Raw genomic sequence first — 22,284 nt, forward strand, 5'->3', positions numbered from 1 at the left:
AATATCATCGTGTCAGAATAATATTCAATAATATTTGTTCAGCCAGGCTGAAGTGAAGAAGATGGTCATATTTCGAGTGGTAAAAAAACCGCAATGTGTAGGTTGCGGTTTTTTTCAGGGCTTGACTGACCATCCGTTAGATTAGCCGGACGTCGGCATAAACGCCTTATCCGGCCTTACGGTCAGGATTTTTTCTTCTCGCGGCTATGCAGGCCACGCTTCTCCAGACCACGGTAAATCAGCTGCTGCTGAATGATGGTGACCAGGTTGCTGACGATATAGTACAGCACCAGACCTGACGGGAACCACAGGAAGAACACCGTAAAGATGACCGGCATAAAGGTCATGATCTTCTGCTGCATCGGGTCGGTCACAGTGGTCGGCGACATCTTCTGAATGAAGAACATCGTTACGCCCATCAGGATCGGCAGAATGTAGTACGGGTCCTGTGCGGACAGGTCATGAATCCACAGCGCGAACGGCGCATGACGCAGTTCAATGGAACCCATCAGCATGTAGTACAACGCCAGGAAGATAGGCATCTGGATGATCAGCGGGAAGCAGCCGCCCAGTGGGTTAACCTTCTCCGCTTTGTACAGGGCCATCATCTCCTGGCTTTGGCGCTGTTTATCATCGCCAAGACGTTCGCGCATCGCCTGAATTTTCGGCTGCAGCATACGCATCTTCGCCATTGACGTGTACTGCGCTTTGGTCAGCGGGTACATGATACCGCGAACGATAAAGGTAATGATGATAATGGAGAAGCCCCAGTTGCCCACAAAGCTGTGGATCCATTTCAGCAACTTGAACAGTGGCTGAGAGATGAACCACAACCAACCGTAGTCCACGGTCAAATCCAGGTGCGGTGCAACAGCCGCCATTTTATCCTGAATTTCCGGGCCGACCCACAGGGTGCTGGTCATCGCGCCAGTCTGGCCTGGCTGTACCAGTACCGGCTGCGCTTTATAGCCGATAGCGACAATGCCGTTACCCAGATTGGCGGTGTAGAAATTGTTGGTGCCGTCGTTACGCGGAATCCATGCGGTAGCGAAATACTGTTGCAACATTGCCACCCAACCGCCTTTGGAGCTGACGTTGAGGTTTTCGTTATCGGCAATAGTGTCGAATTTGTATTTCTCATACTTCTCATCCGGCGTGGAGTACGCTGCGCCGCGGAACGTATGCAGCGCAAAGTTGCTGCTGCCGGTGTCGCGATGAGGAGGCAGGTTGACGGATTGTTTTAACTGACCAAAGGTGGAGACTTCCAGCGGTTTTTCGCCGGTGTTCTGCACGCTATAGTTCACGTTAACCGCATAATCGCCACGCTTAAAGACAAACGTTTTGGTAAACGTGTTGCCTGCGGCGTCAGTATAAGTCATCGGAACCTGCAGTTCGTTCTGACCGTCGGCCAGTACAAACGCATCTTTCTCGACGTTGTACAGCGGACGCGGGCCGTTCGCCGGGTTATCCGGGCCGTCGCGGCCTGTCAGGCCGCTTTGCGCCTGATAGATAAACTGCGGGGTGGTTTCCAGCAGCTGGAACGGTTCGTTGGAACCCAGTTCTTTCGGGTAAGCCGGGAGCAAGGCCTGCTCGACATCACCACCACGGGTGTTGATAGTCAAATCAAGCACATCGGTTTTCACCGTAATCATTTTCCCCTGGCCACTGGCTGGTACGCCCTGGTCGGCGGCGCTACCCGCTGCGGTGGTCGTTGTCTGCGTGGTCTGTTGAGTCTGAGGTTGCGGATTTTTATCCTGCTCCCAGGCTTGCCAGATCATGAAAGACACGAACAGCAAAGCGATGACTAAAAGATTGCGTTGCGAATCCATCGTTAGTGTTCTCTGGTATCAAATGGTCCGGGCGGGACGGGATCGTCACCACCAGGGTGTAAAGGGTGGCATTTTAATACGCGTTTCACCGTCAACCAACTGCCTTTTATCACTCCAAACCTGCGCAATGCCTCAATTCCGTAGCTTGAGCACGTTGGCGTGAAACGACAATGTGGCCCAAGCAGCGGACTGATCAGGCGTTGATAGACCCGAATAAGGGCTATCAGGACCCGCGAGCCAGGCGACAGTGGCGGCGCCATAATTTTTCCAACGCTTCCGAGAGAGCACGGTTATCGAGGTCGGCAACCCCTTTTTTCGCCACCACCACGAAATCCATTGCAGGAAGTTCATGCTGGCGCAGACGGAAGCTTTCACGCGTCAGACGTTTAATCCGGTTGCGTTCATGCGCACGTCGAACGTTTTTCTTGGCGACGGTAAGACCGATACGGGGATGCCCCAGCGAATTCAGGCGGCCGAGGATGGTGATTTGCGGCGTGCCAGCCCGTTGAGGTTGCTGGAAGACGAATGTGAAATGAGCGGGAGTTAACAAACGTAACTCCCTGGGAAATGCGAGCTTAACCACTCAGGGGTTAGCTTTATTACTTGGAAACGGTCAGACGAGCGCGGCCTTTAGCACGACGACGTGCCAGAACCTGACGACCATTTTTAGTAGCCATACGAGCACGGAAGCCGTGAGAACGGTTGCGCTTCAGTACAGACGGTTGAAAAGTGCGTTTCATGGCGATTTCTACCTAAACTTGAATAAATTCACTGACTTTTGCGTATACCCGAACAAACTTTGAACGACTTACGCCACAGTGTGGGTGATTAAAGAGGCCGGATTGTAATAATTGTACACTCCGGAGTCAATTCTCTTTCCTTATTTTCCCGCGATTTTCCACGCCTTTTTGTGCGGAAAATAAGCAGCGTTGACGCCATATGACGGGCATTGCGCGACGGGTGGAGAATTATACGGACTGCCAGGTAAAGCGCAAGGATCGCCATGGATCTTTGTGCGATCTTTTAGGCGTCTGCTCACCTTTACCTATTAATTTTTTCAATATGCGCGCGAAAGCGTACAGGAGTTCCCCTGGATCGATTACACTTATCCTTTCCTGGAAAGTCCTGTGGATAAATCGGGAAGAATCTGTGAGAAACAGAAGATCTCTTGCTCAGTTTAGGCTATGATCCGCGGTCCTGATCGTTTCAAACGATCCTGGTCAGGCATGAACACGAAATCTTTCAGACTGCGTGAAGTCGCGATCGTTTGAAAGATCCGTGAAAACCGCAGACAGCGGTTCGTGCGTCACCCTTCATGCAGGGTCTTATCGACGTGCGCCAACAATCATTAATGTATCAGCCTTTGTCATTTATCGACTTTTGTTCGAGTGGAGTCCGCCGTGTCACTTTCGCTTTGGCAGCAGTGTCTTGCCCGATTGCAGGATGAGTTACCAGCCACAGAATTCAGTATGTGGATACGCCCGTTGCAGGCGGAACTGAGCGATAACACGCTGGCTTTGTATGCGCCAAACCGTTTTGTGCTCGATTGGGTAAGAGATAAGTACCTCAACAATATCAATGGATTACTCAACACATTCTGCGGCGCGGATGCCCCACAACTGCGTTTTGAAGTGGGAACAAAGCCCGTTACGCAAACGCTAAAAACGCCTGTGCATAACGTTGTCGCGCCTGCGCAGACAACGACGGCGCAGCCGCAGCGCGTAGCGCCTGCGGCCCGTTCGGGCTGGGATAACGTACCAGCGCCGGCGGAGCCGACCTACCGCTCCAACGTCAATGTTAAACATACATTTGATAACTTCGTCGAAGGTAAATCCAACCAACTGGCGCGCGCGGCGGCACGTCAGGTGGCGGATAATCCTGGCGGCGCCTATAACCCGTTATTCCTCTATGGCGGCACCGGTCTGGGTAAAACTCACCTGCTGCACGCGGTGGGGAACGGCATTATGGCGCGCAAACCCAACGCGAAAGTCGTGTATATGCACTCCGAGCGCTTTGTGCAGGACATGGTAAAAGCCCTGCAAAATAACGCCATCGAAGAGTTTAAACGCTACTACCGCTCCGTTGACGCATTGCTGATCGACGATATTCAATTCTTCGCCAATAAAGAACGATCCCAGGAAGAGTTTTTCCACACCTTTAACGCTCTGCTGGAAGGCAATCAGCAGATCATTTTGACGTCGGATCGCTATCCGAAAGAGATCAACGGCGTTGAGGATCGTCTCAAGTCCCGCTTTGGTTGGGGGCTAACAGTGGCGATCGAACCGCCAGAACTGGAAACCCGCGTGGCGATCCTGATGAAAAAAGCGGACGAAAATGATATTCGTCTGCCAGGCGAGGTCGCGTTCTTTATCGCCAAGCGGCTACGCTCTAACGTACGTGAACTGGAAGGCGCGCTGAACCGGGTGATCGCCAATGCCAACTTTACCGGCCGGGCGATTACTATCGACTTTGTGCGCGAAGCGCTGCGCGATTTACTGGCGTTGCAGGAAAAACTGGTCACCATCGACAATATTCAGAAGACGGTGGCCGAGTATTACAAAATCAAAATTGCGGATCTGCTTTCTAAGCGTCGATCTCGCTCGGTAGCACGTCCGCGCCAGATGGCTATGGCGCTGGCAAAAGAGCTCACCAACCACAGTCTGCCGGAAATCGGCGATGCGTTTGGCGGGCGCGACCACACTACCGTACTTCATGCCTGTCGTAAAATTGAGCAACTGCGTGAAGAAAGCCACGATATCAAAGAAGATTTTTCGAATTTAATCAGAACATTGTCGTCGTGATCCTATGAAATTTACCGTTGAACGTGAACATTTATTAAAACCGCTTCAGCAGGTCAGCGGCCCGCTGGGCGGTCGTCCTACGCTGCCGATTCTCGGTAACCTGCTCCTCCAGGTAGCGGACGGTACGCTTTCTCTGACCGGCACCGATCTTGAAATGGAGATGGTCGCGCGCGTTACGCTTTCTCAGCCGCATGAGCCGGGCGCCACTACCGTGCCGGCGCGGAAATTCTTTGATATCTGCCGCGGCCTGCCGGAGGGCGCGGAGATTGCCGTTCAGTTGGAAGGCGATCGGATGCTGGTGCGTTCTGGCCGTAGCCGCTTCTCGCTGTCTACGCTGCCTGCCGCCGATTTCCCGAATCTTGACGACTGGCAAAGCGAAGTTGAATTTACGCTGCCGCAGGCCACGATGAAGCGCCTGATTGAAGCGACCCAGTTTTCGATGGCTCATCAGGATGTGCGCTACTACTTAAACGGTATGCTGTTTGAAACGGAAGGTAGCGAACTGCGCACTGTCGCGACCGACGGCCACCGCCTGGCGGTGTGCTCAATGCCGCTGGAAGCGTCTTTACCCAGCCACTCGGTGATTGTGCCGCGTAAAGGCGTGATTGAACTGATGCGTATGCTCGACGGCGGCGAAAACCCGCTGCGCGTGCAGATCGGCAGTAATAATATCCGCGCGCACGTCGGCGACTTTATCTTTACCTCGAAGCTGGTGGATGGTCGCTTCCCGGATTACCGTCGCGTTCTGCCGAAGAATCCGGATAAACATCTGGAAGCGGGCTGCGATATCCTCAAGCAGGCGTTTGCCCGCGCGGCAATCCTCTCGAATGAGAAATTCCGCGGCGTGCGTCTGTACGTCAGTGAGAATCAGCTCAAAATCACCGCCAATAACCCGGAACAGGAAGAAGCGGAAGAGATTCTGGACGTGAGCTACGGCGGGACGGAGATGGAAATCGGCTTTAACGTCAGTTACGTGCTGGACGTGCTCAATGCGCTGAAGTGCGAAACCGTGCGCATTATGCTGACGGATTCCGTATCCAGCGTACAGATTGAGGATGCGGCGTCACAGTCGGCTGCCTATGTTGTTATGCCAATGCGCTTGTAAAGAATATCGGGCTATCTTACTTGTTATTCTGGCTCCGGGCAGTGCTCGCACAAAATACGAAGTATTTTGGACGTCTTATGGACGGCCCGAAGGGCGAGCGCAGCGAGCAATCCTCACGTACTCCAGTACGCTCCGGTTGCTGTGCGCTGGCCGTAACCAGACTAACTGCGCCGATAACGCCCTGGTTATGAGTTGATATGTCGCTATCCAGACTGCTAATCAAAGATTTCCGCAACATAGAAAACGCGGATCTCGCTTTATCCCCCGGCTTTAACTTCCTGGTTGGCGCCAACGGCAGCGGCAAAACCAGCGTGCTGGAAGCTATCTATACGCTTGGTCACGGTCGGGCGTTTCGCAGTTTGCAGCCTGGCCGCGTGATTCGTCATGAGCAGGAAGCGTTTGTTCTCCACGGGCGATTACAGGGCGAAGAGCGTGAGACGTCGATTGGTTTAACCAAAGATAAGCAGGGCGACAGCAAAGTCCGTATCGATGGTACCGACGGTCACAAGATCGCGGAGCTGGCGCATTTAATGCCGATGCAGTTGATTACGCCGGAGGGGTTTACTTTACTCAACGGCGGCCCCAAATACAGAAGAGCGTTCCTTGACTGGGGATGCTTTCACAACGAAGCCGGATTCTTCACCGCCTGGAGCAACCTGAAACGATTGCTGAAACAGCGTAATGCCGCGCTGCGCCAGGTGAGTCGTTATGAGCAATTGCGCCCGTGGGATAAAGAGCTGATCCCGTTGGCGGAACAAATTAGTACCTGGCGGGCGGAGTACAGTAGCGCTATCGCACAGGACATGGCGGATACCTGTCAGCAGTTTTTACCTGAATTTTCCCTGACGTTCTCTTTCCAGCGCGGCTGGGAGAAAGAGACAGACTATGCGGACGTGCTGGAGCGAAGCTTTGAGCGTGACCGTATGTTGACCTACACCGCGCACGGGCCGCATAAAGCGGACTTTCGCATTCGCGCTGACGGCGCGCCGGTGGAAGATACCCTGTCGCGCGGGCAGCTAAAGTTATTGATGTGCGCCTTACGTCTGGCGCAGGGCGAGTTCCTCACCCGCGAAAGCGGGCGGCGCTGCCTGTACCTGATAGATGATTTTGCCTCTGAACTTGACGATGCGCGTCGCGGACTGCTGGCCAGCCGCTTAAAAGCCACGCAATCGCAGGTCTTTGTCAGCGCAATTAGCGCTGAACACGTTATAGACATGTCGGATGAAAATTCGAAGATGTTTACCGTGGAAAAGGGTAAAATAACGGATTAACCCAAGATTAAATGAGCGAGAAACGTTGATGTCGAATTCTTATGACTCCTCCAGTATCAAAGTCCTGAAAGGGCTGGATGCGGTGCGTAAGCGCCCGGGTATGTATATCGGCGACACGGATGACGGCACCGGTCTGCACCACATGGTATTCGAGGTGGTAGATAACGCTATCGACGAAGCGCTCGCGGGTCACTGTAAAGATATCGTCGTGACTATTCACGCCGATAACTCCGTGTCCGTAACGGATGATGGCCGTGGCATTCCGACCGGGATTCACCCGGAAGAAGGCGTCTCGGCGGCGGAAGTGATCATGACCGTTCTGCACGCGGGCGGTAAATTTGACGATAACTCCTATAAAGTCTCCGGTGGTCTGCACGGCGTGGGCGTCTCGGTAGTCAACGCTCTGTCGCAAAAACTGGAACTGGTTATCCAGCGAGATGGCAAAATTCACCGTCAGATCTACGAGCACGGCGTGCCGCAGGCACCCCTGGCCGTCACTGGCGATACCGATAAAACCGGCACGATGGTACGTTTCTGGCCGAGCCACGAAACCTTCACCAACGTCACTGAATTTGAATATGAGATCCTGGCGAAACGCCTGCGTGAACTGTCATTCCTGAACTCAGGCGTCTCCATCCGCCTGCGCGACAAGCGCGATGGCAAAGAAGATCATTTCCACTACGAAGGCGGCATCAAGGCGTTTGTTGAATATCTGAACAAGAATAAAACGCCGATCCACCCGAATATCTTCTATTTCTCTACCGAAAAAGACGGTATCGGCGTCGAAGTAGCGCTGCAGTGGAACGATGGTTTCCAGGAAAACATCTACTGCTTTACCAACAACATTCCGCAGCGCGACGGCGGTACCCACCTGGCAGGCTTCCGTGCGGCGATGACCCGTACGCTGAACGCCTACATGGACAAAGAAGGCTACAGCAAAAAAGCCAAAGTCAGCGCCACCGGCGACGATGCCCGTGAAGGTCTGATTGCGGTGGTTTCCGTGAAGGTGCCGGACCCGAAATTCTCCTCGCAGACTAAAGATAAGCTGGTCTCTTCCGAGGTGAAATCGGCGGTAGAACAGCAGATGAACGAATTGTTGAGCGAATACCTGCTGGAAAACCCATCTGACGCGAAAATCGTCGTCGGCAAAATTATCGACGCCGCGCGTGCGCGTGAAGCGGCGCGTCGCGCCCGTGAAATGACCCGTCGTAAAGGCGCGCTCGATTTAGCCGGTCTGCCGGGCAAACTGGCGGACTGCCAGGAACGCGACCCGGCGCTGTCCGAACTGTACCTGGTGGAAGGGGACTCCGCGGGCGGTTCTGCGAAGCAGGGGCGTAACCGCAAGAACCAGGCGATTCTGCCGCTGAAAGGTAAAATCCTCAACGTCGAGAAAGCGCGCTTCGACAAGATGCTCTCCTCTCAGGAAGTGGCCACGCTGATTACCGCGCTGGGCTGCGGTATCGGTCGCGACGAGTACAACCCGGACAAGCTGCGCTATCACAGCATCATCATCATGACCGATGCGGACGTCGACGGCTCGCACATCCGTACGCTGCTGTTGACCTTCTTCTACCGTCAGATGCCGGAAATCGTTGAACGCGGCCACGTCTATATTGCGCAGCCGCCGCTGTACAAAGTGAAGAAAGGCAAGCAGGAACAGTACATTAAAGACGACGAAGCGATGGATCAGTACCAGATTTCCATCGCGCTTGACGGTGCGACTCTGCACGCGAACGCCCATGCGCCGGCGCTATCCGGCGAAGCGTTAGAAAAGCTGGTCTCTGAATATAACGCCACGCAGAAAATGATTGGTCGTATGGAGCGTCGCTTCCCGAAAGCGCTGCTCAAAGAGCTGGTGTATCAGCCAACTCTGACCGAAGCCGATCTTTCTGATGAGCAGACTGTAACGCGCTGGGTGAATGCGCTGATTACCGAGCTGAATGAGAAAGAGCAGCACGGCAGTCAGTGGAAGTTCGATGTTCATACTAATACGGAACAGAATCTGTTCGAGCCGATCGTTCGCGTGCGTACGCACGGCGTGGATACCGATTATCCGTTGGATCACGAGTTTGTGACCGGCGCGGAATATCGTCGTATCTGCACGCTGGGCGAGAAGCTGCGCGGTCTGATTGAAGAGGACGCGTTTATCGAACGCGGCGAGCGTCGCCAGCCGGTAACCAGCTTCGAGCAGGCGCTGGAGTGGCTGGTGAAAGAATCACGTCGCGGTCTGGCTATCCAGCGTTATAAAGGTCTGGGTGAAATGAACCCGGATCAGCTGTGGGAAACTACCATGGACCCGGAAAGCCGCCGTATGCTGCGCGTGACCGTTAAAGATGCGATTGCTGCCGACCAGTTGTTCACTACGCTGATGGGCGACGCCGTTGAGCCGCGTCGTGCCTTTATCGAAGAGAACGCCCTGAAAGCGGCGAATATCGATATTTAACCTGCCTTAATCCCCGGCCTACCGCTGGTTGGCCGGGGCATCATGATGTTCATCGACATAGCTGAATAAAAAATCTCTAAAGCGCTGAGTGGCGGGCGTTTGTGCGCGCCACGCATGGAAATAAAGGTTCATATTGCGCCGCAGCGGAGGCGTGAGCGAACAGGTCGCTAATTGGTAGCTTTTGGCGTAATGGCGGGAAAAGGTTCCGGCGATCACCACGCCTTCACACTGCGCCGCCAGCGACATGGCGGTCGCCATATGTTCCACCGTCATTTTGGGCTTAATGCGCACGCCAGCGGTTGCGGAGATCATCGGAATGGATTCGTTGCCAACGGCGATCAGCTCTTCGCTTTGAATCTCTTCCCAGCGAACCGTTTTTTTATGCAGCCGATAGTCCGGATGGCAGTACAGGGCGATTTCCGTTGTGAACAGCGTTTGTTTGTCGATTTCCGGCTCCAGCGGCCGCTCCGGGCCGATACCAAAATCGGCTTCTCCCAACATAATGCTTTTTTGTAATTGCGACATGGGCTTATCAATAAGCTGTACGTGGGTATGCGGATGCTGCCGCTTAAAGGCATGGATGATTTGCGGCAGAAAAGCACAGGCGATCAGCGGCGCGCCAACAACCCGCACCAGGGATTTTTTGATCTCTTTCAGGTCGCGGGCATAATTTTCGGCCCGTTGAAACTCTTCAACAACCCGCATGGCGGCGGGTAAAAACTTTTCGCCGTCGGGCGACAGCTTCACCACGCGCGAAGTGCGGTCGAAAAGGGAAACCTCCATCTGGCTTTCCATTTCGTTGATTAAACCGCTAACAGCTCCCTGCGTGATGCACAGATATTTGCTGGCGGCGGTAAAACTACGCAAATCCGCGACGGCCAGAAACGCGCGAAATTGCCGGATAGTTAAATTCATTTGCCACCTGTGTTACCCCTTTACTGAGAGGATTTTATCTCAGGCTGGATAAGGTCGCGTTGATACGACTCGCAAATACAGGGTGTCTGCCTGCGGCGCAGGCAGACTGTTGGCTTATTTTACGGTAATGGTCGGCGACTTTTTCATGGTTTCTTCGGTCAGCTCCTGGCCGATGCCGGGAAGCTCCGGAACGTCGTACATGCCGTTCTTGGGTAGATAGTTGTATTTACAGGTCTGTGTATTCGGTTCCAGCAGCGCATACCGGTGCAGTTCGTGGATGACGAAGTTAGGGATCGCGGTTTCCATATGCAGCGCCACCGCTGTGGAAATCGGCCCGCCGCAAACATGGATTTGCACCGTTTTGTCGTAAACGTGCGCCATATCGCAGATTTTCTTCACTTCGGTGATGCCGCCGCAGGTGCAGATATCGGGCTGAATCACGCTCAGGCTGCCGTTTTCCAGGAAAGGGCGGTATCCCCAGCGCCAGTATATGCGTTCGCCAGCCGCCAGCGGAATATTGACCTTATCGGCAACCTGCTTCATCTGCCCTGGGTTCAGCGGCATAACCGGTTCCTCGTAGTAGAAGATGCCCAGTTCTTCGATCATGCGGCCAAACTGAATCGCCGAGGTGGTATCCGTAAAGGCATGCATTTCGGCGATGATATCCACGTCCGGGCCGACTGCATCGCGAATGGCGGCCATACGGTCGTAGCCCAGACGCAGGATTTTATCGGTGAGAGGCCCGTTGAGGTTTTGCTGGTTCCAGTTGCCGTGGCGATCCATTGCGACGGTATCCACTTTTATTGCGTCATAGCCTTCGCTGACGGCGGTCAGCGCCGCCTGTGCATACTGCTCCGGCTCGGTCAGCATATCTTTATCGCTGCCGTCCCCCCAGCCAAACTGTAGTTGACTGGCGTAGGTTCTGATTTTCTCGCGGCTTTTGCCGCCAAGCATTTTATACAGCGGTACGCCCCACGCTTTGCCTTTGATATCCCACAGCGCGATATCGATGCCGCTCATCGCCGCGGAAAAAATGCCGCCGCCGCCCTGCCCCCAGAAGGTTTTTTTGAGCATTTTTTCCCAGATAGCTTCGTTATTCATCGGGTCCATGCCGATGATAATGGCCGACAGGTCCTTCGCCATTCCGATGCCCGCAGAAGCGCCGACGCCGTAAGCCAACCCGACTTCGCCAAAACCGGAAATGCCCTCATCGGTATTAATTTTTACCACCACCGGACGCCATTTGCTGGTGGCGGACGCAAAATCGTTCGCCACATCAATAATATCAACGCTGGTAATTTTCATAATTTACTCCTCGTAATTAATATTTTTTAATCGTTAAGATTAATGCCGATACCACGGCGATAGCGCTGATAAAAACCAGGCATAGTAAGCCGCCGGTATAAGTTCCAGTGATAGAAATAAATAAGCCGATAAATACAGGAGATAATGAAGAGAGTCCGTTGGCGACGCCGTTCATTACGCCGCTGGCGGCGGATATGGATTTTCCTGGTATCATTCCCTGTAATAACGTCCAGGCAACGGGCGTACCCATCGTACAGAAAGCAACAGCAAAGGAGAGGAGTACCGCCGACATATATTTATGTTCGGTTATGGTGCCGAAATAGATACTGACGCCAGCGAAAAACATTAATACCATTAATATGGGGGCGCTGCGTCCTATTTTATCGACGAAGACGCCTGCGGCCGCTTTGGCAAATATCGACAGGACAAAGGGAAGCGACGCCAGCCAGCCCATTTCTGCCCAACTGAACCCTCTGGCTGATTTTAGATAGGTCGGCAGCCAGGTAATCATCCCCCAGTACAGGCATTGCAGACACAGATACCACAGCACCAGCAACCAATAGCTGTAGTTGGTAATCACCGGTTTTACCCGCAACATAAAACTTTCGCTGCTGCCTGCGCTTTCCGTTTCCTGCCCGGCTTTGATATAAGCCAGTTCCTGCTCGCTGATACTTTTATGTTGTTCTGGTTTATCAGCAACATATCGCCAAAGTAGCCAGAGTGGGATTAACCCAAGAGCGGCGCATAAAAAGAAGTTGGAGCGCCAGCCGTGGGTGCCTATCCACCAGGTGAAAAAAGGCATCGCAATGGCGGGAGCGACTGACTGGCCGACGATCCACGCCGCGTTTGCTCTGCCGCGTTCCTGCTTCGGGAACCAGTTTTTAATAAATACGCTTTGCAGTGGATAATAAAATCCCTCTCCGATGCCCAGTAATATACGGCAAATAATAATTAGAGCGAATGATGTAGCGACTCCGCCAATCATTAAAGCGATAGTCCAGATCAGAATACAAAGCATCATTGCTTTTCTGGGGCCGAGATAATCACCAAGCGGTGATAATACAACGTTAGCGATACCATAAGCGGCCAGAAAGACGGTCATCATCATGCCGATTTGCAATGGCATACCTTCAATACCCATATAGGCTAAGAAGGGTTCATTCGCGGCTAATACCGAAACATTAACGCGATCGAGATAAGCAATAAATATTCCAATAAACAGACAGGCAACGATTAAAAATCTTTTCCTGGTTGGGGGGGCGGTAAGGGCCATCGACATTAGCGATCTCCTTCTCATCGGATAAGGTTATTTTAAAATATAAGTTTTTGTTGATTTTTACTGATTAAGAACCAATCCCATTAGGCTCTAAGTGATGATGTCCAAAGTAGCAATACACATTCTTTTAGAAAAACGGTATTTTCTGTTTGATTAATGAGGTTATCTAATACATCAGGAGGGAGAATACGGCCTGAAAAGGGGAATCCCGTTTGTGAATCTTATCCCCCTTTCTCTCGGATTCTTTACTGTTTTTTGAGCGGAATCGCGTTAGCATGAGTCAGGACTCATTCATTCTGGGGAACTCATGGCTATCAAACTTATTGCTATCGACATGGATGGCACCCTTCTGCTGCCCGATCACACCATTTCTCCGGCGGTTAAAAACGCGATTGCCGCTGCGCGTGAAAAAGGGGTAAACGTGGTGCTGACCACAGGCCGTCCGTATGCGGGTGTGCACAGTTACCTGAAAGAACTTCACATGGAACAGCCCGGTGATTATTGCATCACCTATAACGGGGCGCTGGTGCAGAAAGCAGGGGACGGCAGTACGGTTGCGCAAACGGCGCTCAGCTATGATGACTACCGTTACCTGGAAAAACTGTCCCGTGAGGTGGGTTCTCACTTCCACGCATTAGACCGAAATACGCTTTATACCGCTAACCGCGATATCAGCTACTACACGGTGCATGAGTCGTATGTGGCGACCATTCCGTTGGTATTTTGTGAAGCGGAGAAGATGGACCCGAACACCCCGTTCCTGAAAGTTATGATGATCGATGAGCCTGCCGTTCTCGACCGGGCGATTGCGCGTATACCGGCAGAGGTGAAGGAAAAGTATACCGTGCTGAAAAGTGCGCCGTACTTCCTTGAAATCCTCGATAAACGGGTTAATAAAGGCACTGGCGTAAAATCACTGGCCGAGACGCTGGGTATTAAGCCAGAGGAGGTGATGGCGATTGGCGATCAGGAAAACGACATTGCGATGATCGAATACGCCGGTATGGGCGTGGCAATGGACAACGCCATTCCGTCGGTCAAAGAGGTGGCTAACTTTGTGACTAAATCGAACCTTGAAGATGGTGTTGCCTGGGCGATTGAACAACATGTTCTGTCCTGATTCACTCCGGCCCGATCGCCGTCGGGCCGATAGTTCCACTCATGAAGCTAATGTGTTGCAACAAAGACGTTGTAGAAAATAGTTTTTTATTTCAAAAGATTAATTCGCACAGAAATCCCGCCCACCAGGCGACGATTACTATATTCTCCCTCCTCCTTTCGATCCGGCGGCGCTTCTCGCCAGAATAAACGCTTCATCATTATGAAAAAACGCTCCCTTTTGCTGTTGGCGCTGCCCGCTATGGCTTTTTCTACCTGGGCGGCTACCAGCCCCCCGGCCCCGGCGAACCTGTCGCCTGTTTATAGCTATCAGGATGACGTCCCATCTGCTGCCACACCGCCAGTCGCGACAACGCCGGTGGCAAAGCCTGCCAGTACATCAGTGTTGCCTTTTCTGGGTGATGAAGCCCGAAAGCGTGGCTATGAGCTTCCCGAGCCATTTGGTCTCAATATTAACTACATGAATATTGGGCAGAATATTAACGTTGATAGCATCAACTTTAATGGCCTGGCTTTAGGTTCCAACGGGGGAATTCCATTAGATAACGCATTTAAAATTAACGTCGGTCATACCCGTGAAAAGAGCAAGACCGAAACGGTCAAGCTGGATGCCTGGCTGCTGCCATTTATGAATGTGTACGGCCTGGTGGGCTATACCGATGGTCATTCCATTTCGCAAATTGGTGTTGGGTTGATGACGAAAAATGGCCACGTTTTTCATCCCGCCGATCTGCAAAACCTCAAGTTTAAACTCGACTTTAAAGGCACTACCTATGGCATCGGCACCACGCTGGTCGGCGGCGTAAGTAACTGGTTTACCGCTGTTGATGCTAACTACACCCAGACACAGTTCGATATTCTTGATGGCAGCATCGACGCCTTTACCGTCTCACCTCGTGTTGGTTACCGTTTTACCACCCCGGGTATAGATAAGATGCATCTGCCGTCGGGCAAGCTAAACGTCTGGGTCGGCAGCATGTATCAGGATGTGCAGCAGGAGTTTAAAGGCAGCCTCGACGACCTGACCATGCCGTCAGCGACGCTACAAAGGCTGGTGAGTATGGCTAACTATAACAATAACGGCCGCTTTGACGTCAAACAGCATCTACAATCACCGTGGAACATGCTGCTGGGCGCTCAGTATGAAATAACCCGCCATTTCAACGTTACCACCGAGTTTGGCTTTGCCGAGCGCAATAGCTTCTTTGTGGCCGGTGAGTACCGCTTTTGAATCGCTGCCATTACCGACTGTTGCTTTGCGTCGCCGGTGTGCTGTCCGGCGTGGCGCAGGCGTCGCTGCCCAGCCGCAGTCAGGTGGACGGCTGGCTACAACAAATGGGGGATAGCGATACTTACGATGCCGCCAAAGGCGTCAACTGGGGAGTAATGCCCGGGCCATTTTATACCCCTGAACTGGGGCTGGGCATCGGCACCGCTATCGTCGGTATGTATCGCCCCGATCCTGCCGATAAGGTTAGCCAGGTATCCACGCTGTCGCTGAGCGGCTATTTCAGCTCCACAGGCGCTTTTGGCGTAAGCCTGCAAAATTACGCTTTTTTCGCGCAAGATCGCTGGCGTTTCTTCCTCACTGGCGCATTGAGCGACACGCCCACTTACTATTGGGGACAGGGTTTTGCCGCCGGTGATAAAGACAGCCATAAGCAGGCCTATACTGCGCAGGTGCTGGATCTGCAACCCATGCTGTATCGTCGGCTGGTCAACAATATCTATCTTGGCGTTGGCTGGACGCTGGATATACAGCACGCCGCGCAAATTGATGAGACCGATCCGCCCAAAATTCAAAGTACAGCGCAGGGCTGTTCTTCACTGAGTAACGGCGGTAGCGTTGAGATTAGCTGGGATGATCGTGATTTTATACCTAACCCACGCAAAGGGCAGTATGCCACCCTTCGCTATACCCACTTCGCACCGGACGTCGGTAGCGATACGCGGTTTGATGAATACCAACTGCACTATAGTCGTTACCATGCCGTCAATGATAAAGATGTGCTGGCCTGGGAAACGGACGGCGCTTTTACTCAGGGTGATGTGCCGTGGAATATGCTGCCGCTGCTGGGCAGTAACCATCGTATGCGCGGCTATTATGAAGGGCGCTATCGCGATAAAAATGCTATCAGTGGTCAGCTGGAATATCGCCATAAGCTGAGCTGGCGGCATGGCGTTGTCGGTTGGGTGGGCGCGGGCACCATGGGATCGTCTTTGCACCATCTGGATGACGGACGATGGCTGCCTTCTGCGGGCGTGGGCTATCGCTTTGAGTTCAAGCCGCGCGTCAACGTGCGGCTGGATTACGGCGTGGGCAAAGCTAGCAGCGGTTTTTATTTTCAGGTAGGAGAAGCATTTTGAGGTCCGTCGTTCGGGTTATCTTTCTGGCGCTGCTGTTTCTGACGGGGAGCGCTCGCGCCGCCTTACCACTGACGCTCTATCTGTCCTCTCTCCCAATGCCAGCTGCCAGTGAAGCCTGGCCGACGATGCCGCCGCAGCCGCTGCCAAAGGGGTTGCGTCCGTGTTGCGCTTTTGGTTACGACCTGCATGCCGAGCTGCTGGGACTGCCGGTTCCGTTCTATCAGTTAAATAACGTCGTGACGGTGGACTCGCTGGGGCATCATCAGTACAACGACCATCTGTACTCGGGCGTGGCAAACCTGATTGGCCTTAGCGGTGAGAATAACGGTATTGTGTATACCTTGCGTGGCGGATTCATCGACACCGCACATGTGCGGGATACCGCTGATATGACAGTGTATATCTTCAGCCAACTACTACCAAAGCTGGGGCAGGCTTTTACGCTGAATCTGGGCGAGGAGCTGGCCGAACGGCGTCTGGTTTTTACTGCTTTTACCCCTCCGGTCGATGCACGCGAGCGTTACACGCTGGCCGCCTGGCTGTCGGCGCATCTGGCGTTCCAGGTGGCGGAGTGGCACGAAATCGCCCAATGGTACGGTTTCGAGTCTGTTCGCGGATTTTCTGAGGGAGTATCGGCCTTTTCGCCGGAAGATCTCTATTCTAACCTCGCGGGTGCCCGTCTGGCGGCGTCTTTAATTGTCGGCGGCCAGACGAAAACGCAAGAGATGTACAACACGGCGATGGAAACTGCGCTGCGGCAAGCGCTGACGCAGCTGGCAGCGCAGCCGGCGCAGATCACCCGTTTTCAGTTTGATATGCTTGATGGCCGTTGGTGGAACAGCCAGCGGCGGGTACCGGAAAAATATCTGGTGCTGCATCGTAATTATCAGATGGGCGATGACCGCCTGCCGACCGCCATTCCTGGCGAGATAATGCCGCTATTGCCGCTGAGCTTGCCCCATCGCTGGCGCGGTATCCAGCTTAGCACGCTGGCGCAACTACAATTGTGGCCCAGCGAGGATATGGCGCAGCTACCGCCTCCCGCGCACTATTACAGCGAAAAAGATTTTGCCGCCCTGGCGGAGCAGGCACGGCTACAGGACGAAAAAACACAGAATCATTAAACAGGCAGTAGCCGTAGGCTATTTCCCTCTTATACCCTCGGCGTACTGTTTTATGTTCTGATAACTGGTGATGTGAAATGCGTCGTTTGGCGAGCCGGAAGCTATTATGGCGAAGGATGACCGGCTATCCATGCGTCGAGTGCCGTCACTCCCTGCGTCACGATAGTTTTAATATCTATATCGCTAAGCGGTTGCAATTCCAGCTCCCGACAGGCTTCGGTTGCCTGCGTCATCCCCAGGCTGGCGCAGCCGCTTTTTAATTTATGCGCCAGCCGCTTAATGTTAACGTCGTCATTCATGGCGCGCGCCGCCTCGATCTCCTCGACTAAAGGCAGCGCGCTGTCTTTGAATAACGCGACCCATTGCCGGAGCTTTTCCGGGCCGACAGACGCCATATCGCCGGCAAGCTGATGTTCATTCAGCATCGCCCGCGCATTGTGAGATTTGCCCTGTAAATAGTGCGCTATCATACGGTAAAGCTCCTCGCGGGGAACGGGCTTTTGAATAATCCCGCAGAAAAGACCGGCGGTACGCTGACGAAGATTATCGTCTATCACATGCGCGCTAAAACCAATGCGTTTCATGGCGGGATACTGACTCATCAACTGCTGCGCCAGGGTTAAGCCGTCATAATCCGGTAAATCAAAATCCACCAGCGCCACATCAAAGGGCTCGCCTTCGGCTAAACAGCGTAGCGCGTCATTCGCGCTTTCAGCTACTGAGACCTTCACCCCTTTACCCGTGAGCATTTCAGCGGTAATACGCTGCGTCAGCATATTATCTTCAATCAGCAACAGACGTAGCCCGTTAAGATTTATCGGTTCCCTGAACGCACTTTTGCTTGCGGGTTTGGGGTGGCGAACCGGCAGTTGTAAGCGAAAACAACTGCCAACATGAAGCGTACTGGTGACGGTTAGCGTCCCGCCCATTGCCTCTGCCAGGCTGGCGCTGATAGCCAGCCCCAGGCCCGTCCCGCCCCGGCGTCCTGTCGCCTGCACAAACGGTTTGAAAATAGCCGTCAGCTTTGCTTCAGGGATACCGCATCCGGTATCTTCAACCTCAATAAACCAGCTCTGATCGTCGCAAAACGTGCGCAGCACTATGCTGCCGCGATCGGTAAATTTCGCCGCATTACTTAAAAGATTAATCACAATTTGACGTATCCGGCGCGGATCGCCTTGTAGCGTGGAGGGGAGTTGCTCGCTAAAGTCGGCGATGAGCGCCACCTGCACGCGGCTGTGCATTAAATGCAGCGCGCTATTCAACAATTGTCGCGGTTCAAACGGCTCCTCGCTAATAGAAACGTTGGTGCCGCCTACTTCAATCGCCGAGTAATCAAGAATATCGTTAAGAATCGCCAGTAGCGATTCGCCTGAATCATTAATGGCCTGTAAGTCGTCGCGGTAGTTTGCCATGAGCGGTTTATCGGCCAGCAATTGTACCGTACCGAGAATGCCGTAAAGCGGCGTGCGAATTTCATGGCTCATGGCGGCAAGGAACGTCGATTTCGCCTCGTTGGCCTTTTCCGCTTCGGCGCGCGCCTGCCGGTGTTCCAGCACCAGCGCATGAAGCTCCGCCGTTTGCGATCGCACCTGTTCCGCCAAATCCTCACGATGGCGGTTCAATTTGCGCACGTTGGCGCGAAACGCTTCCATCAGACGGCTGATGGTATCCAGTTCGCTGACGCCAGCCGCCTCCGGAAACGGTGAGTCAATATCGCCCTCCAGTAACCGCTGTAAGGCCTGCGTTTGTTGCGCCAGCGGGCGGGATACGGAACGGTAAACCACTCGCCAAAGAATAAAACTTAATGAGCACAGCGCCAGGATACCTAAGATCACTAACCCTATTTGCCCACGCTGACTGGCGTGTGTAAGACGCGCTAACCCAGCCTCGTTTCGTTTTTCGATGGCGTTCACCAACTGCGACACTTCCGTACTGAAGCGGGTAAACTGAAAGAGGTTATTGGCCATAAGCGTTTGAAGCTGGTCGCGGATGGCGTTTTCCTTACGAAACAGGGTAACCAGTGTGGTGTACTGATTTATTTTCTCCAGCGCGTCGGCGATTTGGGCGCGAACGGTAGGATCTTCTATACGCTGCTGGCGGCGGGATAAAATTTTAACCAACTGATTAAGTTTTTCATCGGTGTCCTCGGCATCGCTCAGCCCTTGCGCGTCTTTTAAGGTCACAATGAGCTGCTTAAACCGCAGGGCATTGACCCGCAACTCATTCATCTGATTCACATACTCAAGGTCGATATCAATCAGCCGGTCAAGCGCGCGTTCAGCCTGATCCCCTTTACCGCTTTCGATAAGATCGTAAATACCGGCCTGGGTGGCGCCCGCAGATGTCGCGGCATTATTGGCCTGGCCGTGAGCCTGGGCGGCAATGCTTTCCGCCGCCTCCGCAATCTGGCGGCTTAACTGCTGTTGCTGTGCGCGCAGCGTGAGAATTTCACCGACCAGCGTTCCCTGTTGCCCAAGCGTTTGCGCAATCTCTTTTTCTTGCCGGGCGATGGCCGAGGTATTAAATCCCTGCTCGCTTAATGCCTGCAAAAGATGGTTAATTTTAAGGCTTTGCGCTTTCAGCATCTTCCCCTGCGCCAGCCAAACGCCCTCACTGTCGGCATTGGTCAGATTTTGCGCAGAAAAGAGCTCGTAAGCGCTGGCTTCGCTTAACTGCCTGGCCATATTCATCGTGGGGAGCAGCGCTTGCGTATTGGTTTGCTCCACCTGACTAATGACGCGCAGGCTTATCCAGCCGATCACGGTGCTGAGCAGGGTGAGTGCCGCCATCAGGGCGAAGGCCAGCCATAATCTGCGGGTCAGTGAAGGCGTTGACATTTATGCGCCGCGGGTGAAATGGGTTGAGTTGCCGCCGGAAAAACCATTAGGATAAAACCTTGTTGCTGGTGGGGCTATCATGCGCGCGCTTATTTCGTTCTTTTTTTTGATAATCATCGTCTCGAATGTAGAAACGGCGTCAGCCGAAACCGGACTGCTACACTGGACGCGCGCCGATCGGGCGATTCCCTGGCGGCAAACGTCAGTCAATGCGAGTAAACCCTGGAAACTGTGCGCATTATACCCCAGCCTGAAAGATTCTTACTGGTTGTCCGTCAACTACGGGATGCAAAAAGCGGCCAAATTGTATGGCGTTGATTTAAAAGTGCTGGAAGCGAATGGCTATCGGCAACTGGCGACGCAACAACAGCAAATGACGCAGTGCCGGGAGTGGGGCGCCGACGCTATTCTGCTTGGCAGCAGTACCGATCGTTTCCCGGAACTGGAACGGTATGCCGGTAATGTGCCGGTTATTGAACTGGTGAACATGATTCACGATGCCAGCGTCGCAACCCGCGTTGGTCTGCCGTGGTTTCAGATGGGGTATCTGCCGGGACGTTTCCTGGTGCAGTGGAGCAAAGGAAAAGCGCTTAACGTTTTACTCTTCCCGGGGCCGGAAGAAGCCGGCGGCAGTCAGGAGATGGTGGCGGGTTTTCGTCAGGCAATTAAAGGCAGCGCGATCAACATTGTGGATATCGCCTGGGGCGATAACGACATTGAAGTGCAGCGAAACTTACTCCAGGAAATGCTGGAGCGCCATCCGGACGCCAATGTGGTCGCCGGGTCGGCGATAGCGGCGGAGGCGGCGATGGGCGAAGGGCGAAATTTGACGACTCCGCTCACGATCGTCTCATTTTATCTGACGCATCAGGTTTATCGCGGTTTAAAACGCGGCCATATCCTGATGGCGCTCAGCGATCAGATGGCCTGGCAGGGAGAATTAGCGATAACGCAGTCGATTAAGGTCTTACAGGGGCAACCGGTGCCTGAAAATATCAGCCCGCCGGTGCTTATTTTGACGCATAACAACGCCGATAGCGCGCGCGTTCGCCGTTCGCTATCGCCTCCGGGATTTCGGCCCGTCTATCTGTATCAATACACCTCCGAGGCTAAAAAGTAGCCTTCGCCATGCTGTGTGACCAGCAGTTCCGGCGTAATTTTATGGCGTAAGCGGCGAACCAGGACATCAATCGTGCGGAGATCCGGAGTCTCTACGCGGCGGGCGGAAAGCATTCGCAGCAGACGTTCGCGATGCAGCACTTTGCCTGGGTTGGTCACAAAGGCCAGCAGTAACTCGTACTCCGCGCGCGTAAGCTTAATGGCTTCACCATTGTGCTCCAGCGTATGATTCATCACGTTCAGGCAGTAACCGGAAAACATATAGCAGTTTTCACTGGCATTTTGCGGCGTGGGGCGGGCCAGATCGATGCGCCACAAAAGATTTTTCACCCGCACTACCAGCTCGCGCAGTTCCAGCGGCTTGGTGACGTAGTCGTCCGCGCCCATCTCCAGCCCGACGATGCGGTCGATTTGGTCGCAACGCCCCGTCACCAGAATAATGCCCACCGTGGAACGTTCGCGTAGCGCCCTGGTCAGCATCAACCCGTTTTCGTCGGGGAGGTTGATATCCAGCAGGATCAGCGAAACGTGCTCATGCTCCATGATGTCGCGCAGGCCCGCGCCGCTGTCGGTCACCGAAACGCGATACCCCTCCTGCTCAAAATAGGCCTGTAATCTGGCCTGAGTAACAGGTTCATCCTCAACAATAACAATGTGATGTGACATCCTGCGCGCGGTCTCTTTCTGTTCATATCTGTTCATATATTGCCGTATCCCGTTCATCCTGACCAGTGACGCTGTTCATATTTGCGGAATAAGATCTGCGCATT

Annotated in this window: 18 protein-coding genes; 9 read left to right on the forward strand and 9 right to left on the reverse strand. The window is 53.5% G+C overall.

Features of this window, described 5'->3' with window-relative positions; all coding sequences use genetic code 11:
- Positions 1-182 precede the first annotated feature (182 nt).
- From yidC to rpmH, 4 genes are read right to left on the reverse strand one after another with little or no spacing between them, the layout of a single operon-like run.
- Positions 183-1,829, reverse strand: coding sequence for a membrane protein insertase YidC (gene yidC / locus ACLD4K_RS13980; protein WP_000378278.1), 1,647 nt, complete (start codon positions 1,827-1,829; stop codon positions 183-185).
- 2 nt (positions 1,830-1,831) lie between these two features.
- Positions 1,832-2,089, reverse strand: a complete 258-nt coding sequence (gene yidD, locus ACLD4K_RS13985) for a membrane protein insertion efficiency factor YidD (RefSeq protein WP_001307474.1) — start codon at positions 2,087-2,089, stop codon at positions 1,832-1,834.
- The gene (gene rnpA, locus ACLD4K_RS13990; protein ID WP_000239725.1) at positions 2,053-2,412 is read right to left on the reverse strand and encodes a ribonuclease P protein component; all 360 of its coding nucleotides are present in this window, start codon (positions 2,410-2,412) and stop codon (positions 2,053-2,055) included. Before rnpA ends, yidD begins: the two co-directional genes overlap by 37 nt.
- A 16-nt stretch (positions 2,413-2,428) precedes the next feature.
- Positions 2,429-2,569 (reverse strand): 50S ribosomal protein L34, encoded by a 141-nt coding sequence (gene rpmH, locus ACLD4K_RS13995; protein WP_000831330.1) that lies wholly within the window; start codon positions 2,567-2,569, stop codon positions 2,429-2,431.
- Positions 2,570-3,229: 660 nt separating this feature from the next.
- Here rpmH and dnaA point away from each other — a divergent pair.
- The 4 genes from dnaA to gyrB all read left to right on the forward strand — a co-directional run bounded on the left by dnaA (position 3,230) and on the right by gyrB (position 9,449).
- Entirely contained in the window at positions 3,230-4,630 is a 1,401-nt protein-coding gene (gene dnaA, locus ACLD4K_RS14000) for a chromosomal replication initiator protein DnaA (protein ID WP_000059093.1), read from the forward strand.
- 4 nt (positions 4,631-4,634) lie between these two features.
- Complete coding sequence (gene dnaN / locus ACLD4K_RS14005; RefSeq protein WP_000673474.1) at positions 4,635-5,735, forward strand: DNA polymerase III subunit beta; 1,101 nt, start codon at positions 4,635-4,637, stop codon at positions 5,733-5,735.
- Between the two features lie 197 nt (positions 5,736-5,932).
- Positions 5,933-7,006, forward strand: coding sequence for a DNA replication/repair protein RecF (recF, locus tag ACLD4K_RS14010; protein WP_000059373.1), 1,074 nt, complete (start codon positions 5,933-5,935; stop codon positions 7,004-7,006).
- Between the two features lie 28 nt (positions 7,007-7,034).
- Positions 7,035-9,449 carry a DNA topoisomerase (ATP-hydrolyzing) subunit B gene (gyrB, locus tag ACLD4K_RS14015; RefSeq protein WP_000072047.1) on the forward strand — a complete coding sequence of 805 codons (2,415 nt, stop codon included), beginning with the start codon at positions 7,035-7,037 and terminating at the stop codon, positions 9,447-9,449.
- A gap of 18 nt (positions 9,450-9,467) precedes the next feature.
- Here the strand turns inward: gyrB and ACLD4K_RS14020 are convergent, their stop codons facing one another.
- The 3 genes from ACLD4K_RS14020 to ACLD4K_RS14030 form a co-directional block, all read right to left on the reverse strand.
- The gene (locus tag ACLD4K_RS14020; RefSeq protein ID WP_001054589.1) at positions 9,468-10,364 is read right to left on the reverse strand and encodes a LysR family transcriptional regulator; all 897 of its coding nucleotides are present in this window, start codon (positions 10,362-10,364) and stop codon (positions 9,468-9,470) included.
- Positions 10,365-10,478: 114 nt separating this feature from the next.
- Positions 10,479-11,672 (reverse strand): mandelate racemase/muconate lactonizing enzyme family protein, encoded by a 1,194-nt coding sequence (locus tag ACLD4K_RS14025; RefSeq protein WP_001589928.1) that lies wholly within the window; start codon positions 11,670-11,672, stop codon positions 10,479-10,481.
- Between the two features lie 13 nt (positions 11,673-11,685).
- Positions 11,686-12,948, reverse strand: a complete 1,263-nt coding sequence (locus tag ACLD4K_RS14030; RefSeq protein WP_000061259.1) for an MFS transporter — start codon at positions 12,946-12,948, stop codon at positions 11,686-11,688.
- 304 nt (positions 12,949-13,252) lie between these two features.
- Here ACLD4K_RS14030 and yidA point away from each other — a divergent pair, with 304 nt between their 5' ends.
- The 4 genes from yidA (at position 13,253) to ACLD4K_RS14050 (ending at position 17,555) form a co-directional block, all read left to right on the forward strand.
- The gene (gene yidA, locus ACLD4K_RS14035) at positions 13,253-14,065 is read left to right on the forward strand and encodes a sugar-phosphatase (protein ID WP_411012030.1); all 813 of its coding nucleotides are present in this window, start codon (positions 13,253-13,255) and stop codon (positions 14,063-14,065) included.
- Positions 14,066-14,266: 201 nt separating this feature from the next.
- The gene (locus ACLD4K_RS14040; protein WP_411012031.1) at positions 14,267-15,295 is read left to right on the forward strand and encodes a hypothetical protein; all 1,029 of its coding nucleotides are present in this window, start codon (positions 14,267-14,269) and stop codon (positions 15,293-15,295) included.
- On the forward strand, positions 15,292-16,431 hold the full coding sequence (locus ACLD4K_RS14045; RefSeq protein ID WP_079965517.1) for a BamA/TamA family outer membrane protein: 1,140 nt from the start codon (positions 15,292-15,294) through the stop codon (positions 16,429-16,431). Before ACLD4K_RS14040 ends, ACLD4K_RS14045 begins: the two co-directional genes overlap by 4 nt.
- The gene (locus ACLD4K_RS14050) at positions 16,428-17,555 is read left to right on the forward strand and encodes a DUF4056 domain-containing protein (protein WP_001258179.1); all 1,128 of its coding nucleotides are present in this window, start codon (positions 16,428-16,430) and stop codon (positions 17,553-17,555) included. Before ACLD4K_RS14045 ends, ACLD4K_RS14050 begins: the two co-directional genes overlap by 4 nt.
- A gap of 104 nt (positions 17,556-17,659) precedes the next feature.
- On the opposite strand, the gene torS is transcribed toward ACLD4K_RS14050, so the two are convergent.
- A complete protein-coding gene (gene torS, locus ACLD4K_RS14055) occupies positions 17,660-20,395 on the reverse strand; it encodes a TMAO reductase system sensor histidine kinase/response regulator TorS (RefSeq protein WP_079965518.1) in 2,736 nt (911 codons plus the stop codon).
- Positions 20,396-20,474: 79 nt separating this feature from the next.
- Between torS and torT the strand changes: the two genes are divergently transcribed.
- Positions 20,475-21,515, forward strand: coding sequence for a TMAO reductase system periplasmic protein TorT (gene torT / locus ACLD4K_RS14060; RefSeq protein ID WP_064034611.1), 1,041 nt, complete (start codon positions 20,475-20,477; stop codon positions 21,513-21,515).
- Here torT and torR read toward each other — a convergent pair.
- Positions 21,488-22,180 carry a two-component system response regulator TorR gene (gene torR / locus ACLD4K_RS14065; RefSeq protein ID WP_001562512.1) on the reverse strand — a complete coding sequence of 231 codons (693 nt, stop codon included), beginning with the start codon at positions 22,178-22,180 and terminating at the stop codon, positions 21,488-21,490. The two genes, torT and torR, sit on opposite strands and share 28 nt — an antisense overlap.
- Between the last annotated feature and the right edge of the window lie 104 nt (positions 22,181-22,284).

This window comes from Salmonella sp. 741265055_HSA (genome assembly GCF_046569525.1).
Lineage (GTDB): Bacteria > Pseudomonadota > Gammaproteobacteria > Enterobacterales > Enterobacteriaceae > Salmonella > Salmonella enterica.

Excerpts from the sequence above, each read along its gene's own strand:
- ACLD4K_RS14030 (WP_000061259.1), bottom strand. The coding sequence starts at position 12,948 with ATGTCGATGGCCCTTACCGCCCCCCCAACCAGGAAAAGATTTTTAATC.
- yidD (WP_001307474.1), bottom strand. The coding sequence starts at position 2,089 with ATGGCGCCGCCACTGTCGCCTGGCTCGCGGGTCCTGATAGCCCTTATT.
- yidA (WP_411012030.1), top strand. The coding sequence starts at position 13,253 with ATGGCTATCAAACTTATTGCTATCGACATGGATGGCACCCTTCTGCTG.
- gyrB (WP_000072047.1), top strand. The coding sequence starts at position 7,035 with ATGTCGAATTCTTATGACTCCTCCAGTATCAAAGTCCTGAAAGGGCTG.
- recF (WP_000059373.1), top strand. The coding sequence starts at position 5,933 with ATGTCGCTATCCAGACTGCTAATCAAAGATTTCCGCAACATAGAAAAC.
- torR (WP_001562512.1), bottom strand. The coding sequence starts at position 22,180 with ATGTCACATCACATTGTTATTGTTGAGGATGAACCTGTTACTCAGGCC.
- dnaN (WP_000673474.1), top strand. The coding sequence starts at position 4,635 with ATGAAATTTACCGTTGAACGTGAACATTTATTAAAACCGCTTCAGCAG.
- ACLD4K_RS14040 (WP_411012031.1), top strand. The coding sequence starts at position 14,267 with ATGAAAAAACGCTCCCTTTTGCTGTTGGCGCTGCCCGCTATGGCTTTT.
- rpmH (WP_000831330.1), bottom strand. The coding sequence starts at position 2,569 with ATGAAACGCACTTTTCAACCGTCTGTACTGAAGCGCAACCGTTCTCAC.
- yidC (WP_000378278.1), bottom strand. The coding sequence starts at position 1,829 with ATGGATTCGCAACGCAATCTTTTAGTCATCGCTTTGCTGTTCGTGTCT.
- ACLD4K_RS14020 (WP_001054589.1), bottom strand. The coding sequence starts at position 10,364 with ATGAATTTAACTATCCGGCAATTTCGCGCGTTTCTGGCCGTCGCGGAT.
- torT (WP_064034611.1), top strand. The coding sequence starts at position 20,475 with ATGCGCGCGCTTATTTCGTTCTTTTTTTTGATAATCATCGTCTCGAAT.
- torS (WP_079965518.1), bottom strand. The coding sequence starts at position 20,395 with ATGTCAACGCCTTCACTGACCCGCAGATTATGGCTGGCCTTCGCCCTG.